The following is a 17,123-nucleotide window of genomic DNA, read 5'->3' as shown; positions in this document are numbered from 1 at the left end:
CATGCTCACGATGAACTAGCGGATATCGTTGCCAATCCACTTCATCGAGATCTTTTCGTAGGTGCCATCGGCGAGCATCTCTTCGAGCGCCTTCTGCATTGTGGCCTTGAGCTCAGGGTTATTCTTGCGCAGCGCAATGCCCATGCCCTCGATGCCACCATCGCTGTCGGGTGGAGTAATGATGCGAACTTTCTGCCCTGTTTCCTTGACTGCGACCAGCACAGGAACGCTGTCCATCACCAGCGCATCGATACGACCGGCATCCAGATCGACCAGCATTTCCTGGAGACCTTTATACGATCTCACCTTCAGGTTGCCCCGCGCCCTGGCCCATTTATCGTGGGCATCCCCGAGCGTCACGCCAACGACGACATCCTTCAGATCATCAAAACTTTTGATCGCAGAACTGTCCTTCACCACGATCGTACGGCCAGCATGGTAATAGGGCCCGACGAAATCCACGGCCCTCTGGCGCTCCGGGGTGATGGTCATGGACGCGATAATGGCGTCGTATTTTTTCGCCAGAAGACCGGCAATGATCCCGTCGAACGGGGTCGTGATGATCGTCACTTTTACCCCCATTCGCTCAGCCAGTGCCTCGCTGATGGAGGCGTCGAACCCGACAACCTTGTTGTTCTCGTTCACAAAGCTGAAGGGAACGTATTGGCCACTCATGGCGATTCGGATCTCTTTGGAATCCTGGATCGACTTCAAATCATCAGCATGAACAGCGCAGGTGGAAACAAGTGCCGCAGCCGCCACAGTGGAAGCAACAATCAAGTTCTTGATCTTTTTAGTCAGCATTGGATGGCACCTCGGAAGAATTTGTATTTATTTTTTTGGGGCTCTTCACCCAGCCTTCACGAAAAGCTTTGCACAGGCCATTTTGGAAAGCACCCGGCAAGGTGCCAGCCTGCCTGACACATTGCCGGAGTTGGCCGACACTATGCCGGGCAGACAACGTGCGACAGGACTGAGCCGATATTCCTTGTCGCACGCCTTGATCCAGACGCCTTACTGGAGTGCAGCCCTGAAGCTGTCGTCCAGGACCTCAAGCAGAAAATCAGCATTCTTCTGACTGAAAATCATCGAGGGACGCATTTTCAGAACGTTGTCATAGGGGCCTTCGGTACCGATCAAAACACCTCGCTCCCTGGCACCGTCGGCGACTTTTTTGGCCAACTCCGTGGCCGGAACTTTCGTTTTGCGATCCGTGACCAGTTCGATCCCGAGAAACAGACCCAACCCGCGCACATCGCCTATGACTTCGTATCGCAGCTGCAATTTGCGGAAGCCATCGAGCAGGTAGTTACCGATGGTCAGTGCATTGAGCTTCAAGTTGTCCCGCTCGATCACATCGAGCACCGAAAGCCCTATCGCACAGGAAACCGGACTACCGGCAAAGGTATTGAAGTACTCCATGCCGTTGTTGAAGCTGTCGGCGATCTCTCGCGTAGTCACAACCGCAGACATGGGATGTCCATTGCCAATAGGCTTACCCATGGATACGGCATCGGGCACCACACCCTGGGTTTCAAAAGCCCACCAATGACTGCCTACACGACCAAAGCCGACCTGGACTTCGTCAGCCAGGCAAAGACCGCCCTCTGCACGAACCATTGCATAGACTTCTTTCAGGTAGTTTTCCGGGAAGAACAGCTGCCCGGCGACACTCGGGATGGACTCCGCCAAAAAGAACGCCGGGGCCCTGCCCTGCTTGCGCATGGCCTCGATCTGATCCGCCACGTTCTCAGCGAAACGCTTGCCCAGTTCCTCGAAGGGCCAGTTTTGCGCAGTCCGGTAAGCATCCGGGACCACCGCCTCGAACACATGGTCTGCACGTCCTTTACCCGCCTTGCGCTTGTATTTGTAAGGGCTGAGGTCAATCAGTTCCTGTGTTGTGCCGTGGTAAGCCCAGTCCAGGACGATGGCATCGTTGCGACCGGTGTGATTGCGCGCCATACGAAGCATGAGGCTGTTGGCCTCACTGCCTGAACAGCCGAAGGAAGCGACCGCCAATCCCTCAGGCAACGTGGCAGTCAGCCGCTCTGCGTATTCCACAATGTTGTCGTGCAGGTAACGGGTGTTGGTGTTCAGGCGTGCGGCTTGCCGCGAAATCGCCTGGACCACATCCGGATGAGAGTGGCCGAGGTGGCACACATTGTTGAAGCAATCCAGATACGCCCTGCCGAAGTTATCGATCAGCCAGACCCCGTCTCCGCGCACGAACTTGATCGGATCTGAATAGGAAATCGACAGGTTTGGAAGCAACAGCTCCCTCCGTTTGGCAACGATCTCGGCCTTGGTGCGGCCGTCCTGGCTGTAGGTTTCCGGAGGAATCCCCGCGAGCGTCGATGCATCGGGGAACAGATCGGCCCACACGTCAAGGTAAGCCTGCTCTCCCACACCAATGAACTCGCTCGCTTTCAGCCCGGTGTCGGTGGACATCTGAAAATGCACATGGGGAATCCACCCTCCGTTTTCTGCATCCGCTCCCATGTAGCCGACAAGCGCACCAGCCTCAAGTTGGTCGCCGGGCTTGAGGCGTGCCAGCGCTTCATGGGCCATGTGACCCCAGAGAGTCAAAAATGGCTGGCAACCTTCAGGCGAGTGCTTGAGCATGATCAAGCCGCCATAGCCAAGCGGCTCTCGCTCGACTTCGACACTCTGCACCACACCGGCAACCGGCGTGTAGAGCGGCGTCCCGGCCGGCATGATCAAGTCGACGCCGACGTGAATGATCCGACGCTGCCCTTCGATGAATCGCGATTCGAACGCCGCGCCGGTGTAGATGGTTCTTTCCTCGCCCCATGGCCCGATGCCGAGCGGCACCTTGTGTTCGGCAGAAAACTCGGCCCACCACTTCGTTGCCTCCGCAGGGCGCTGCTCGGCTGAAGCGATCGTCATCACATGCGAAGCATCACCGAATGGTGCGATGGCTTTGTTCATGGTCGACGCCGATGGACGCACGATGTCCGCGAAAGATTTGCTGTTTTCGGCCACCCAACGGCGAACCGCGCCCGCGCCTTCAATCGCATCAAAACCACAGGCCTTGCGCAGAATCGCCGTCGCCAGCCGTGGGTTCATGCGGTCCATTTTTTCCAGGAGGCGCCAGGCCGGCGCTTCGCTGATGGCAAGGTAAGGGTTGTCTTGAGTCTGGCCGTATCGCCATGCCGACAGGGTGACACTGGTAACCAGGCGCATCGCAATGAGGTTGAAGAGGACATCAAGCTCCTCCGGGTGCAGAGGATATTTCTCATGGAAACCGGCCGTGAGGGCCGCTGCCGCGCCAATGGGATCTTCCATGTCGAGGATGGAATAAGCGCAGGTAATGGCGACTTCAGCGATCAGGATCGTATGGACCGCGTCGCCGAAATCGATGATGCCCGAGACTTTCCGGTGATCCTGCGAATCGACGAGGATATTCCAGTCGTTGCCGTCGTTATGAATGACTTGAGTGCGCAAACGCGCCAGCTTCGGTTGAACCGTTTTTTCGAACGTATCAATGAAGCGTTCCAGAATCGCCCTTCTGCCGGCATCTTCCACGAAATGCAGGCGTGAACGTGAACGCGCGGCGTGGCGCAAATCCCAGTCCAGATCCCGCACTGCACCCGGATGGATGAAACCCTGAAGCGCACGATCGACTTCACCGAAAGATTGGCCAAGGCTGCGCATCAATTCGAATGTACGCGGGACCTCGGCAAGTGGCGTTCCATGCAGCCAGCTGACCATGCGAACCGCATGAGTTTCGCCATCAGGTGCCACTGCAGAAGCCAGGAATTCACCGGCCAGGCTTTTCTTGAGAAAAGGCACGGCAAGCTCGGGACTGTAACTGGCGAGGTGGCTGAGAATGGCCGTCTGAAACTCGCTTTCAACCCGAGGTTCCGTCGAGTTGACGACTTTCAGAATCCACCCCGCATCGGTCGCCGTCTTCAACCGATAGTTGCGATCTCGCTCGCCGTCCAGAGGTGTGGCCGTACCGATAACGTTGAAAAGCTGTTGGCCGAGCTTTTCGGCATCCCCCGTCGAGAACTGGGGGGCGGGATGGGATAGGTTGGTCATAGTAATTGTTTTCCAAGCCATTTTTTTCGGTTAGCTTGGCACGCGAAGCCTGGGACGGCAGTAGGTATGCGGTCGGCTTTGGCCTGCATATTGCCGGAATCGACCGGCACAAATTCGGTAGCCAAATTAGGGAGTTCTGATGCGCGACCTGGACACGAAAGATCGCGAAATACTCGACATTCTTTCCAGAGAGGCTCGCATTGCCCTGAAGGCCCTGGCCGCGAGAATCGGACTTTCAAGGAGCGCGACCAGCGAGCGCGTGATCAACCTTGAACGCAATGGCGTGATCCGAGGCTACCGGGCTGATATCGGGGAAATCGATGCCAACGTCATTCGCGCCATCCTTCTTGTCAGCCTCAAGCGCACGCCGGCCATCAGTCTGTTGGACCTGCTTGCGCAAAACTCGCAAGTACGACGCGTCTCCTCGGTCAGTGGCCAGCTCGATCTGGTCATTGAGATCGAATCGCGAACAATCGACGATCTGAATCGGGTCAGAGATGCCGTCGCCAGTCACGAAACCGTTGAAGACATCACCACCGCTGTCGTGCTTCGGCGCGACATAGACCGGCAGGCTTCCTGATTCGCTGTGGTGCCTCGCCCTGAAAACAAAGCCCTCGCATCACTGCGAGGGCTTTGTTGTTTCCGCCGTTTGAAACCCGACGCTTAGTGACCCGCGCTCTGACCACCATCTACGTGCAGGATTTCGCCAGTGACAAAGTTGGCGTTGTCCAGGTACACCACTGCGTTGGCGATGTCGTCGATCTCGCCCATGTGGCCGACCGGGTGCAGGGCGCCCAGAGCGGCGTGGGTTTCTTCGCCGTGCATCGGGGTCTTGATGATGCCTGGGGACACGGCGTTCACCCGGATGCCGCGCTTGGCGTATTCGATGGCCAGGGATTTGGTCGCCGCGTTCAGGCCACCCTTGGTCAGCGAAGCCAGTACAGATGGCACGCCGTCGATCGCGTGATCGACCAGGCTGGTGGTGATGTTCACCACGTGGCCGCTGCCCTGTTTTTCCATCTCGGCGATGGCCAGTTGAGTGATATAGAAGAAGCCGTTGAGGTTCACCGACAACACGTTGGCGTAGTCTTCGGCGGTGTACTGGGTGAACGGCTTGGCAATGAAGATACCGGCGTTGTTGACCAGGGTATCGATGCGGCCGAAACGGGCGATCGCTTCACGAATTACGCGCTGGGCGGTTTCCGGTTCGCCGATGTCGCCGGCCACGGTGAGGATGTCCGGATCGGTAGATGGCTTGATCGAGCGCGAAGTGGCGACGATCCGGTAACCCTGTTCGCGGAAGGCCTTGACCATGCCATCGCCGAGACCTTGGGATGCGCCCGTGATAACGATGACTTTTTTCGAATTGCTCATGATGTTTACCTCTAAAAAATAATGGGATTTGAAATTCGGTGAATCAGGCTTCAACGGGGGCCGACGCCATTTGCCGCAACACTTGTTCGTAGTACTCGACCGACTGCGATCCGGACACCAGGTGACGACCGTTCAGGACCATGGCCGGGACCGAATTGATGCCGCGCTGCTGGTAAAACCCCTCAAGCTCACGCACTTCGTCGCCATACGCGCCGGACACCAGCACCTTGCGTGCGCGGGCCTCGTCCAGCCCGGCTTCACCGGCCAGTTGCACCAGCGTCTGTTGATCGCTCGGGTTCCGGCCTTCGCTGAAGTAAGCGCGCAGCAGGATCTTCTTCAGCGCTACCTGACGCCCTTCTTCCTGCGCCCAGAACAACAGCCGGTGAGCGTCGAAGGTGTTGTAGAAGTGCGTGCGCTTGTCCAGGTCGAACGTAAAACCGATGGCTGCACCGCGCTCGATTTGCATCTTTTTGCCGGCAGCGACGTCTTGAGCGGTGCGTCCGTACTTGCGCATCAAATGCTCGACGGCTTTCTCGCCTTCCGGTGGCATGTTCGGGTTCAGTTCGAAAGGCTTGTAGGTCAGCTCCACCGAAATCTCACCCGCCACGTTTTCGATCGCCTGCTCCAGCGCGGTCGCGCCCAGTGCACACCAGGGACACACCACATCGGAGACGAAATCGATGCTCACCGAAGCGGTCATGACTGCCCCTCCTCCGCCAATTGCTTGCGGTATTGGGTGGTGGTGATTCCGGCGTAACCCCAGTTATCGGTGTCGACTTCCTCGATCACGATGTGGGTCAGGTCAGGGCGTTTGTTGAGAACGCGTTCCAGTGTTTCAGTGATTTCGGCGATCACCTGAGCTTTCTGCTCAGTGGTAACGCCATCGCGGGTAATGCGGACACTTACGAAAGGCATTGAGGAATCTCCAGTGACCTTCCCGTCGGGATGATGGGAGAGGCGTTGGAGCTCAATTTAGGGAGTTCGCTGGAGGGGATAAAGGTGGGAACGGGAACATCATTAGTTACGTGGTGTAATTTGTTCGAGCGGGCTATGGGTTTACTGAGTCCCCATTCCTAAACATGCGGATACCTGATTGCTTCATGGTTTTGAGATGAAACGGTCAACCTGCTCACTGCATTCAGGGAACAGGCTGCCCAGAACCTTTCTTTACATCCTAAACAGCCTGCAAATCACGCAACGCCTCAGGGTGCTGACTCGCCACACGCAGCAGCGTCTGCGCTGCTCCCGTCGGCTGCCGCCGCCCTTGCTCCCAGTCCTGCAACGTCCGCAGGCTGACACCAATCAGTTTGGCGAACGCGCTCTGGGAAATACCTACTTTGGCCCGCGCTTCAGCTGCCACTGACAGCGGTATCTCTGTCACGCGAGCGGCCTTGCCGGCTTTCATCTGCCGCACAGAGTCCAGCAAGTCCTGCTGGAATTGCTCCAGTTCATTGACCATTGCTGATTTCCTCCTTCAGTTGCTTGAGAAAGGCCGCGGGTAAGTTGTCGAATTTCGCCTTGGTGTAGGCGATCAGCAACCAGATAGAGCCTTCTGAAAGCGTGTTGTAGTAAATGACGCGTGTACCACCTCGTTTGCCCATCCCGCTCCGGGACCAACGAACCTTGCGCAGACCGCCGCTGCCAGGAACTACATTGCCGGCCAGCGGATTAGCCGCCAACCAGGTAATGAATTCATGACGTTCGCCATCGTCCCAGATGGACTCAGCATAGCGCTTGAAAATTTCGGTTTCGATGATAGTAAACATAGGCTCGACTATACGGCATTGCCGTATAAATCAACAATGCACGTTTGTCTGTCTCCGTACTCATCGAAGGCATAACGTGTCGCAATTTTCCACTTTTTGCGACACGTCTTCGGAACATGTCGCCGCGAGCGACACGTTTTCAGAACGTGTTCCCGAAATCGACTTTTGACGACATGATCCATTCAGCACACGAAAAAAAGCCCCGATCTAGTCGGGGGCTTCTTCTTTTCTCAGCCTTTCATCAGGCCTCGATACCACAACCCATCATCAGAAGATGTTGATCGGGTAATCCACAAACACACGCACTTCGTTACCACCAACGTTGTACTCGCTCGACTTCTGCGACACGCGCAGGATCGAGCTGCGCAGTTTCACGCTGAGGTCCTTGGCCGGGCCGCTTTGTACGACGTATTTGAACTGGTTGAAGATTTCGCGCTCGGTGCCGCCAGTGCTGGTGGAGGTGGTGATGTTGTCACCGCGCACGTAGGCGAAGTTGTAGCTCAGGCCCGGTACACCGAAGGTGCTGAAGTCCAGTCCGTAGCCCAGTTGCCAGCTGCGTTCGTCTTCGGCGTTGAAGTCGGACCAGTAGGAGTTGGCCAGGTAGATGGTGTTGCCACCGTCGCCGACGCGGTTCTGGTCTTTCTGGTAGCCGCCGTACGGGTAGCCCAGGTTGCTGTCGCCGGTGCTGCGCTGATAGCCCAGGGTGAACGAGTGCGGGCCGGTGGCGTAGATGGCGGCCAGGCTCCAGATCTTGTTGTCGTCGCCGGTGGCGCCGACGTCGCGCATGTAGGAATCATCCAGCTTGGTGCGGTAGCCGTTGAAGTCCAGGGTCAGGGACTGATCCTTGGCCAGCGGGAACACGTAGTTGGCGTTCACGTACTGCTTCTTCAACACGTCTTCGACGTCGGACGCGTACAGCGCAGCCTTGAACTGTTCGGTGAACTGGTAGCTGCCGCCCAACACGTTGATCGACTTCAGGCCACCGCTGTCACGGCCTTCAGCGCTTTTGCGCGATTCGGCGGTGAAGCGACCCGCATCCAGTTGCAGGCCCTTGATCTCCTTGGAGGTGATCAGGGTGCCGGTGTAGCTTTCCGGCAGCAATCGCCCGTTGTCGTAAGCCAACACCGGCAAGGCCGGCATCTGGTCGCCGTAGGTCAGCGTGGTGCTGGACAGGCGGAATTTGACGGCTGCGCCGGCCTTGGCCAGGTCATCGGCCGGTTGGCCGCTGTCACCTTTTTTGAAGAAGTCGATACCTTGCGCGCCGCTGCGATCTTCGCTGCGCTCCAGGTTCAGCGCGTACAGACCGAAGGCATCCACGCCGACACCGATGGTGCCCTGGGTGAAACCGGACGAGAACGTACCGATGGCGGCTTGGCCCCACTCGGACTTGTCGGCGTTACCGTCTTTGAAATCACGGTTCATGTAGGCGTTGCGCAGCAGCACCTTGAGGCTGCTGTCTTCGACAAAACCCTTGGATTCGGCCTGGTCGTTAGCCATGGCCTGTGAAGCGCTCAAAATCCCCAGAGCGATCAGGCTGATTCGCTTGTTCAACATTTTGTTTTCCTTATTACGGGTTGAAACGCGCTGTGTCGAACGGCTGAAACGGCACTATCGCGCTCTTTTTTCGTTCCGCAAACAAAAAAGCCCGCCCACGATGAATCGCGGCGGGCCTTTTTATTATTTTGGGGTTATGGCGGTCTGCCACAGGCGTTGGGCCGAATCGTAGCTGTGGATTTCACGATGTGTCAATTTCATGAATCGTCTGCAATTAGGCAAAAATCGTCTAAGAAATGACTTTACGTGGCAGAAAAATTCAACTTCCAGTGATTTTTTCATAGGTCGAAGGAAGGGAAACAAGCCAAACGTAGCAATATCGACACAATTCGAAACAAACCAGAACAGCACTCAATCAAGAATAATTAACGCAAGTTAATAACAACCATTACCATTCGCACCGTTCCCGCTACACCCCTAAAAATCCTACGGATGCGCTTTTCAATGCCTGCCCCTTTTCGCCTTTTGCCCTACACCAGTCTTGGGCTTTCCGCATTTCTGTCTGCCGGTTTTTCCTACGCTGCACCCACCACCCTGCCTGCCACGGCCATCAACGCCGAAGCGGAAGCCGATGACCCTCGCGTGAAGGAAACCAACACGGCAACCCGAACCAACACGCCGGTTCGCTATGTTCCCCAGGCCATCGATTCGATCAAAACCGAGAACGTTGCCAATTACGGCACCAACGACCTGGGCACTGCGCTCAGTGGCATCCCCAACGTCAGCAGCGGCGCCGACACCCGCTTCGACAGCTTGCGCATTCGCGGCTTCGACGCCAGTAACGACTTCTACCTCGACGGCATCCGCGACGACAGCCAATACGTGCGCGACTTGCACAACATCGAACGCATCGACGTGCTCAAGGGGCCGGCGGCCGTGTTGTATGGCCGTGGCAGCCAGGGCGGGATCGTTAACCGGGTCAGCAAGCTGCCGGAGTTCGGTCGCCGCTCGACCCTCGAAGCCCAGGGTGGCAGCGACGATCTGCGCAGCCTGTACGCGGACCTCAGCTCCGACCCATCCGAAAACATCAGCCTGCGCCTGAACATGGGCAACATGGACCAGAACAGTTTCCGCGATGGGGTGAGCGGCAATCGGCAGTTGTTCGCGCCGTCGCTGAGCTGGCAACTGACCCCCGACCTGAACTGGCTGGTGCAATACGAATACAGCCGTTACAACCGCACGCCGGATCGTGGCATTCCCGGGGTCAACGGTCGCCCGGCGGATGTGGGGCGCGATACGACCTACTTCAGCGACAACGATTTCATCGACGACAAGTCGCAATCCCTGCGCTCGAAACTCACGTACGAGCTGAACGACAACTGGCAACTGCGCCAGACCCTCGGCGTGTTCAAGCTCAACAGCGATTTCGACAATACCTACCAGACCGGCTACACCCCGGCGACCAACCGGGTCACGCGGCAGCACTGGCAACAAGACCTGACTACTCGTAACGTTTACAACAATGTGGAGCTGGAAGGCGGTTTCGATACGTTTGGCCTGGAACATCGCCTGCTGACCGGAATCGAGATCGGCAGCCAGCGCCGCGACCCGACGCTGTACACCGCCGCCACTTCCGGGCCAGGCAGCTCGCCCGTCCCCACTCTGGACCTGAACAACCCCAATCGCGACCTGCGCCACACCGGGCGCATGCAGGTCAGCAGCAGCTCCCACACTGAAGTCGAAAGCCGCGCGGTGTATGTGCAGGATCAGCTGCAATTGAACGATCAATGGCAACTGCTCGGCGGTTTGCGCTACGACACGTTCGACATCGAATCCACCAACAAACTGCGGGACATTTCCGAGGACCGTGACAGTCATAGCACCAGCCCGCGTGTAGGACTGGTCTGGACACCGCTGCAGAATCATTCCTTCTACGCCTCCTGGTCGAAGACCTTTTCCCCGGTTGGCGGTGGCCTGATCGGCATCACGCCGGGCGCGCCCGGGAACACCAATGACCTGAGCCCCGAACTGACCAAACAGAAAGAAATCGGCGTGAAAAGCGACTGGCTGGACGATCGCCTGAGCACCACCCTGGCGATCTACGAGCTGGAACTCTACAACCGCCGCACCAGCGACCCGAACAACCCGACCATTACCCTGCTCACCGGCATGCAACGCTCTCGCGGTATCGAACTGACCGCCGCCGGCAAGATCACCGGCAACTGGTACGTGCGCGGTGGCGTGGGTGTACAGGACGCCACGGTCGAGAAGGACAACAACGGCTTTGAAGGCAAGCGCATCAGCAACGTGGCCAAGCACAACGGCAGCCTGTTCGTGACCTGGAAACCGGAAATGGGCTGGTATGGCGAAACCGGTTTGACCCTGGTGGGCGATCGATATGCCGATAACCTCAACACCACGGTGCTACCGGGCTACGGACGCTGGGACGCACTGGCCGGGTTCCGGCACAAGGACTGGGATCTGCGCGCGGCGCTGAACAACATCACCGACAAGACTTACTACTCGTCGGCGACCAGTGCGGCGCAGATTCTGCCGGGGGAACCGCGCAGTGTCGTCGTTACTGGAACCTACAGCTTCTAAACACACTGCGACACCCTGTAGGAGCGAGCCTGCTCGCGATAGCGGTACATCAGTCAAAAAGTCTGGGCTGACACACCGCAATCGCGAGCAGGCTCGCTCCTACAGTGGACAACGGTGACTGCAAATCCTGCGTCCATAAAAAAAGCGCTGCCATCCCGGCAGCGCTTTTGTTGTTCAATCCGTTGTTTTTCTTCTTATCCTTCCATCACATCCCACAATGCATCCAGTTCCGCTTCGCTGAATAAACCAGCGGGGTAGCGCTCGATTATTGTCCGGCGCGGATCAGTCTCGCTGATCGGACGCGTTCCATTGGACTTGAACCAGTGCGCCAGAATCTGGAGCGATTCACCATTGACTGCCAGGGGATGCAGCGCCCGCTCGCCCACTACCTTCACTTCGGCGTTCATTTCAGCGCTCTCTCCCGGTTTGTGAGCGGCTAACTTATCCAAGGTTTATGACAGAACGACTAAAGTTCTCCCCTCCCTGTTTTGCAACATGTGCAATACAAGAGCTATGCCAAGGTGCCCTGCTTGTTGGCAAACCGATACAAAAAAGCCCGCAAACCTTGCGGAATGCGGGCTGTATGCAAGGCAACGCGCGAAAACGTTTGCCTGAATTTTTTCACAATTAACTCAGGATGTTACGGGCTCACTCATTCCTTGTGCGGCGCAGGCTGCTGTTGGGTAAGGCAGTGAATGTTACCGCCACCCAGTAACAGTTCGCGGCCCGGAACCATGACCACTTCGTGCTGCGGGAACAGCGACTGCAGGATCTCCTTGGCAGGGCCATCCAGCGGGTCGTCGAAGCTTGGCGCAATGATGCCGCCGTTGACGATCAGGAAGTTCACGTAGGAACCGGCCAGACGCACCGACGGATTACGCTCCTGTGTGCCATCCACCGGATCGACGCCAGCGCACTCTTCCTCGGTCGCGTACAGCGGACCCGGAATCGGCATCTTATGCACCGTGAACGGGCGTCCCTTGGCGTCGGTGCTGCTTTGCAGCACTTTCATCGCCGCCTGGCAGCGCGGGTAGTTCGGATCCTGCGGGTCGTCGGTCCACGCCAGCAGCACTTCACCCGGACGCACGTAGCAGCAGAAGTTATCCACATGGCCGTCGGTTTCGTCGTTGAACAGACCGTCCGGCAGCCAGATGATCTTATCCACAGCCAGGTTGTCTTTCAGCACCGCTTCGATTTCCGCACGGTTCATGTGCGGGTTGCGATTGCGGTTGAGCAGGCATTCTTCGGTGGTGATCAGCGTGCCTTCGCCATCGACGTGAATCGAACCGCCTTCAAGCACGAAGCCCTCGGTGCGGTAGCGCGGGCTGCGCTCGATCTCGAGGATCTTGCCGCCCACCTGGGAGTCACGGTTCCACGGCGAGTACAGGCCGCCGTCAAAACCGCCCCAGGCGTTGAAGTCCCAGTTCACACCACGGACTTCGCCGCTGTTATTGATGACGAACGTCGGGCCGGTATCACGGACCCAGGCGTCATCGCTGGACATCTCTACAACACGGATATTCGGCACGTCCAGGCGGGCCCGGGCGTTTTCGTACTGGCCGGCGGACACCGCCACGGTGACCGGTTCGAAACGGGCGATGGCCTTGGCCACCGCCACGTGCGCGGCTTGCGCCGGTTTGCCGCCCAGGCGCCAGTTGTCCGGACGCTCGGGCCAGACCATCCAGGCCTGGGTTTGGGGTGCCCACTCGGCCGGCATGTAGAAACCGTCTGCGCGCGGGGTGCTTTTCAAAGTGGTCATGTCGATCAGGACTCCAGGGTGCCGTCGAGGGTTTTCAGCGCGTCGTACAGGTTCGGACGACGGTCACGGAACGTGCCCCACGCGCTGCGGATGTGTTCGAGTTGGTCGAGGTCGAAGGTGTGAACCAGAATGCCTTCTTCGGTTTCATTGAGCTCCTGCACCTTCTCGCCGAACTGGTTGGCGATGAACGACGAACCATAAAAAGTGATGTCGTAGCCGTCTTGTTCTTCGTTGCCGATGCGGTTGCTGGCGATCAGCGGCATCAGGTTAGCGCCGGCATGGCCTTGTTGCACGCGCTGCCAGTGATCCCGGGACGAAATGGTCTTGTCATGGGGTTCGCTGCCGATCGCGGTCGGGTAGAACAGGATTTCCGCGCCTTGCAGCGCCATGCTGCGCGCAGCCTCCGGGAACCACTGGTCCCAGCAGATGCCCACGCCGATTTTCGCGTAGCGGGTGTTCCACACCTTGAAGCCGGTATCGCCCGGGTTGAAGTAGTACTTCTCGTGGTAGCCAGGACCGTCCGGGATGTGGCTTTTCCGATAAATCCCGAGGTTGCTGCCGTCGGCATCGATGATTGCGATGCTGTTGAAGCGTGCGCGGCCCGCCAGTTCGTAGAAGCTGATCGGCAAGACGACTTGCAGCTCCTTCGCGACTTTCTGGAAATGCTTGATGGCGACGTTGTTTTCAACGGTCGTGGCCAGTTGCAGGTAATCCGGGTTCGGCTTCTGGCAGAAGTACGGCACTTCGAACAATTCCTGGATGAGGATGATCTGCGCGCCCTTGGCAGCGGCTTCGCGGACCAGCCTTTCAGCGACTTCGATGTTGCCTTCAAGGTCCCAGGAACAGGCCATTTGCGTGGCAGCGACAGTAACGTTACGGCTCATGAAGCATCTCCGGGCAAGTGCGTGACGTTCGGGCGTGGTTCAACCACGCCCTGGCATTGGCGACTTTATATCCGATAAATATCGGCTTTTAAAGCTGCATTATCGCCTTTCGTCTAAATTTACGCACATAAACCCGATAACAATCGAATTAACAGTACAAAGCAAATGTGGGAGCGAGCCTGCTCGCGAAAGCGGCCTACCAGTCAACATCAATGTCGACTGCACGACCGCCTTCGCGAGCAGGCTCGCTCCCACAATGGGTTTTGTGATTACAGGTCTTCGGCCAACACCTTCGACAGCATGTCCACAAAGAAATCCACGCTCTGGCGCGACGTGACCATCGGCGGCTTGATCTTGAGCACGTTCAGGTAGTCGCCGGTCGGCTGCATGAAGATGCCCAGGTCGCGCAGGCGGTTGCACAGCGCGGTGGTTTCTTCGGTCGCGGGCTCCAGGGTTTCGCGGTTGCGGATCAGTTCCACGCCCAGATAGAACCCGGAACCATGCACCGCGCCCACCAGCGGATGAATATCGATCAACGCTTCAAGACGCTCCTTGAAATAGCCACCCACGACCTGAGCGTTTTCCCAGAGCTTTTCATCTTCCATCACATCCAGCACCGCCATGCCGATCTGGCAACTGACCGGGCTGCCGCCAGCGGACGAGAAGAAGTAACCCTCGGCCTCCAGCGCTTCGGCGATTTCCCGACGGGTGATCACCGCGCCCAGTGGCTGGCCATTACCCATGCCCTTGGCCATGGTGATGATGTCCGGCACCACGCCCTGCTCTTCGAAGCCCCAGAAGAAGTGCCCCATGCGCCCGTAGCCGACCTGCACTTCGTCGGCGATGCACACGCCACCCTGGGCGCGCACCTTGGCATAGACCTCTTTCAGGTAGCCCGCTGGCAGCGAGATACCGCCGGCATTGCCGTACACCGGCTCGCAGATGAAACCGGCCAGCTGGCGTTTCTGTTCGGCGATTTTTGCCAGGTGATGGTCGACGCTGCGCACGTAGTCCGGCGCGCTGTCCGGGCCACGGAATTCGCCGCGATAGGTGTTCGGTGCAGTCACCGGATGCACCCAGTCCGGGCGACTTTCCAGCGCCTTGGGGTTGTCGGCGATCGAGGTCGACACCGCATCCGCGCCCACGGTCCAGCCGTGATAAGCCTCCAGCACGCTGACCATGTCGCGCCCGCCGCTGTAGGCCCAGGCCAGGCGAATCGCCAGGTCATTGGCTTCGCTGCCACTGTTGACCAGGAACACCCGGTCCATGGAATCCGGCGCCAGCTTCAGCAAGCGCTCGGAAAATTCCGCGACGGCGGCGTAGTTGAACCGCGAGTTGGTGTTGAGCAACGACCACTGGCGGCTGGCGACGGCGGCCATGCGCGGATGACCGTGGCCGAGCACCGCGACGTTGTTGAGCATGTCGAGGTACGAGCGGCCCTGCATGTCGATCAGGTGATTGCGCCAGCCGCGCTCGATGCGCGGCGGGTCGACGTAATAGTGTTTTTGCGTGCGGGCGAAGCTGGCGTCGCGACGGGCCAGCAAGGTCTGCGCGTCGAGTTCATCTTCGGCGTCACAGGCCAGCCCCAGCAACGCCGCCGGTGACGGGCACAGTGCCTGCCAGGCCGCTGCGCGGGTCGGCGTACAGAACAGCGGTGCATTGAACGATGCGTCCCGACTCAGTTGCACCCGCAATGGTCCGCTGACGGTACCCAGCACCTGGCCTTTGACCAGTGCGGCACCGGCATGCACCGATGACGTCACGCCCCACAGGCGCACGCTTACTTGCGGCCCATCCAGTTGCAGCACATTTGGCGAAGCCTGATGCACCACCCCGGCGAACGGCGCTTCGACGGCCGTCCCCTGGGGCACGCGCAACTCGACGTGCAACGGGCAGGTATCCGGTTCGATGGCGCTGTCCGGCCGGGTCCGGGACAGGCGGTATTGCCCGTAACGGCTGGCCGCCAGACCGTGGGCCGTGGCGGCTTCGTCCAGCAGGCGCTGGTCAATGCCTTCCTGTTCCCAGTTACCGGCCTCGAAGTGCGGGCTGAGCACGCCCAGATCGATCAAGGCGAATTCACGTCCCACCAGACTTGGCAGCAGCGGCGCAAAACCTTCGCTGACAATGGCCGGCAATTTTTGCCCGACGGCGGCGAGGATCGCGGCTTCCATCAGTGCCAACGGCACCGAAGCCGCCACGCGGAAGATCTCCCACTCGTGGGTCAGGTTGTCACGGCTGTAGGTGTTGCCCGGATCAATGCTGACCTGCTGCTCGCCACTGAGCACCAGCACCGCCGCGCGGGCGACGATCAGCGGCCACAGCGCCAGCAATTCTTCGTGGGTCAGCGGATTGACCGCGTGAAAGGCCTGGACCGCCGGCAAAATGCAGAAGGGATCGCCATCGCCGTGGTGCAGCAAGGCGGCGCAAGTCACCGACAGATCGGTGATGCGCCAGGTGCGCACCAGATCGCCGAAATCGATCACCCCCTGCAACTGCCACTGACGCTCGGCGTCGCGCTGCCAGACCACGTTATCGTCGGTGATGTCCATGTGAATGGCCTGCACCGGCAACTTGTCCACCAGCGGCTGCAAATGGCGTTTGGCTTGCGCTGCAGCCTCGGCGATCAGCTTGCGCTGAGCCTCATCCTGGATGACCGGCAGCAAATGCGCGATCAGGGCCTGGGCATGACGCGCGTCCCATTGCAGCGTGCGCACCAGGCCGGGATGGTCGAAATCCGCCAGCGCCAGGTCCATCTCGCCACACAGGCGACCGAAGCCGGCCACCACCGTGCGGTTGAAATGGTCGAGGTGGGTCAGGGACTGACCCTCGATGTAATCGAGCAGGCGTACATGCACCGCCTGACCGGCTACGTCCAGGGAGAGCAGATCCTCACCGTTTTTTGCCGCGATCACCCGCGGCACGTGGACATCCGGATGCTGCCCCAGGTGCTTGAGCCCGGCATGTTGGGCCTGCAACTCCAGCGCCGAATAGTCGCCACGGCAGATTTTCAGGACGAAGCGGCCCTGATCGCTGTCGACGCGATAGTTCAGATCCTGCTGGCTGCCCAGGGCCTGCAGCCTGCCGTTCAGCCCGTAATGTTCCTGCAACAGCTCAAGTGCTTGCTCCGCAGAGACCTGCGGGCTGGGCAAACTGGCGCGGTGAATCAAGGTGGCGAGCGGCATG

14 protein-coding genes are annotated in these 17,123 nt (G+C 58.8%); 2 read left to right on the top strand and 12 right to left on the bottom strand.

Annotation, left to right across the window (positions count from 1 at the left end):
- Nucleotides 1–15 precede the first annotated feature (15 nt).
- Both DKY63_RS21090 and DKY63_RS21085 read right to left on the bottom strand, forming a co-directional pair.
- Nucleotides 16–804: an ABC transporter substrate-binding protein gene (locus tag DKY63_RS21090; protein ID WP_110965855.1), complete on the bottom strand. Its 789-nt coding sequence runs from the start codon at nucleotides 802–804 to the stop codon at nucleotides 16–18.
- Nucleotides 805–1,014: 210 nt separating this feature from the next.
- Nucleotides 1,015–4,062, bottom strand: coding sequence for an aminotransferase class III-fold pyridoxal phosphate-dependent enzyme (locus DKY63_RS21085; protein WP_110965854.1), 3,048 nt, complete (start codon nucleotides 4,060–4,062; stop codon nucleotides 1,015–1,017).
- A gap of 139 nt (nucleotides 4,063–4,201) precedes the next feature.
- Between DKY63_RS21085 and DKY63_RS21080 the strand changes: the two genes are divergently transcribed.
- The gene (locus DKY63_RS21080; protein ID WP_110965853.1) at nucleotides 4,202–4,642 is read left to right on the top strand and encodes an Lrp/AsnC family transcriptional regulator; all 441 of its coding nucleotides are present in this window, start codon (nucleotides 4,202–4,204) and stop codon (nucleotides 4,640–4,642) included.
- 83 nt (nucleotides 4,643–4,725) lie between these two features.
- Here DKY63_RS21080 and DKY63_RS21075 read toward each other — a convergent pair whose 3' ends face one another.
- The 6 genes from DKY63_RS21075 to DKY63_RS21050 all read right to left on the bottom strand — a co-directional run bounded on the left by DKY63_RS21075 (nucleotide 4,726) and on the right by DKY63_RS21050 (nucleotide 8,756).
- The gene (locus DKY63_RS21075) at nucleotides 4,726–5,436 is read right to left on the bottom strand and encodes an SDR family NAD(P)-dependent oxidoreductase (RefSeq protein WP_110965852.1); all 711 of its coding nucleotides are present in this window, start codon (nucleotides 5,434–5,436) and stop codon (nucleotides 4,726–4,728) included.
- Between the two features lie 43 nt (nucleotides 5,437–5,479).
- A complete protein-coding gene (locus DKY63_RS21070) occupies nucleotides 5,480–6,136 on the bottom strand; it encodes a DsbA family oxidoreductase (protein ID WP_110965851.1) in 657 nt (218 codons plus the stop codon).
- Nucleotides 6,133–6,351, bottom strand: coding sequence for a tautomerase family protein (locus DKY63_RS21065; RefSeq protein ID WP_056852134.1), 219 nt, complete (start codon nucleotides 6,349–6,351; stop codon nucleotides 6,133–6,135). The genes DKY63_RS21070 and DKY63_RS21065 overlap by 4 nt, the downstream gene beginning before the upstream one ends.
- Nucleotides 6,352–6,610: 259 nt before the next feature.
- Nucleotides 6,611–6,895, bottom strand: coding sequence for a helix-turn-helix domain-containing protein (locus tag DKY63_RS21060; protein WP_162634913.1), 285 nt, complete (start codon nucleotides 6,893–6,895; stop codon nucleotides 6,611–6,613).
- The gene (locus DKY63_RS21055; protein ID WP_110965850.1) at nucleotides 6,885–7,202 is read right to left on the bottom strand and encodes a transcriptional regulator; all 318 of its coding nucleotides are present in this window, start codon (nucleotides 7,200–7,202) and stop codon (nucleotides 6,885–6,887) included. The genes DKY63_RS21060 and DKY63_RS21055 overlap by 11 nt, the downstream gene beginning before the upstream one ends.
- A gap of 267 nt (nucleotides 7,203–7,469) precedes the next feature.
- A complete protein-coding gene (locus tag DKY63_RS21050; RefSeq protein ID WP_110965849.1) occupies nucleotides 7,470–8,756 on the bottom strand; it encodes an OprD family porin in 1,287 nt (428 codons plus the stop codon).
- Nucleotides 8,757–9,200: 444 nt separating this feature from the next.
- On the opposite strand from DKY63_RS21050, the gene DKY63_RS21045 reads away from it, so the two are divergent.
- A complete protein-coding gene (locus DKY63_RS21045) occupies nucleotides 9,201–11,297 on the top strand; it encodes a TonB-dependent receptor (RefSeq protein ID WP_110965848.1) in 2,097 nt (698 codons plus the stop codon).
- A 194-nt stretch (nucleotides 11,298–11,491) separates the two neighbouring features.
- Here DKY63_RS21045 and DKY63_RS21040 read toward each other — a convergent pair whose 3' ends face one another.
- The 4 genes from DKY63_RS21040 to DKY63_RS21025 all read right to left on the bottom strand — a co-directional run bounded on the left by DKY63_RS21040 (nucleotide 11,492) and on the right by DKY63_RS21025 (nucleotide 17,122).
- Complete coding sequence (locus DKY63_RS21040; RefSeq protein WP_110965847.1) at nucleotides 11,492–11,704, bottom strand: hypothetical protein; 213 nt, start codon at nucleotides 11,702–11,704, stop codon at nucleotides 11,492–11,494.
- Nucleotides 11,705–11,949: 245 nt separating this feature from the next.
- Complete coding sequence (gene aguA / locus DKY63_RS21035) at nucleotides 11,950–13,056, bottom strand: agmatine deiminase (protein WP_110965846.1); 1,107 nt, start codon at nucleotides 13,054–13,056, stop codon at nucleotides 11,950–11,952.
- Nucleotides 13,057–13,061: 5 nt separating this feature from the next.
- Entirely contained in the window at nucleotides 13,062–13,940 is an 879-nt protein-coding gene (aguB, locus tag DKY63_RS21030) for an N-carbamoylputrescine amidase (RefSeq protein ID WP_110965845.1), read from the bottom strand.
- A 269-nt stretch (nucleotides 13,941–14,209) separates the two neighbouring features.
- Nucleotides 14,210–17,122 carry an aminotransferase gene (locus DKY63_RS21025; RefSeq protein ID WP_110965844.1) on the bottom strand — a complete coding sequence of 971 codons (2,913 nt, stop codon included), beginning with the start codon at nucleotides 17,120–17,122 and terminating at the stop codon, nucleotides 14,210–14,212.
- Nucleotide 17,123: the final 1 nt, after the last annotated feature.

It is taken from the genome of Pseudomonas putida, assembly GCF_003228315.1.
In the GTDB taxonomy this organism is placed as follows: Bacteria; Pseudomonadota; Gammaproteobacteria; order Pseudomonadales; family Pseudomonadaceae; genus Aquipseudomonas; species Aquipseudomonas putida_S.
This window is presented reverse-complemented; position numbering and strand designations above follow the sequence as displayed.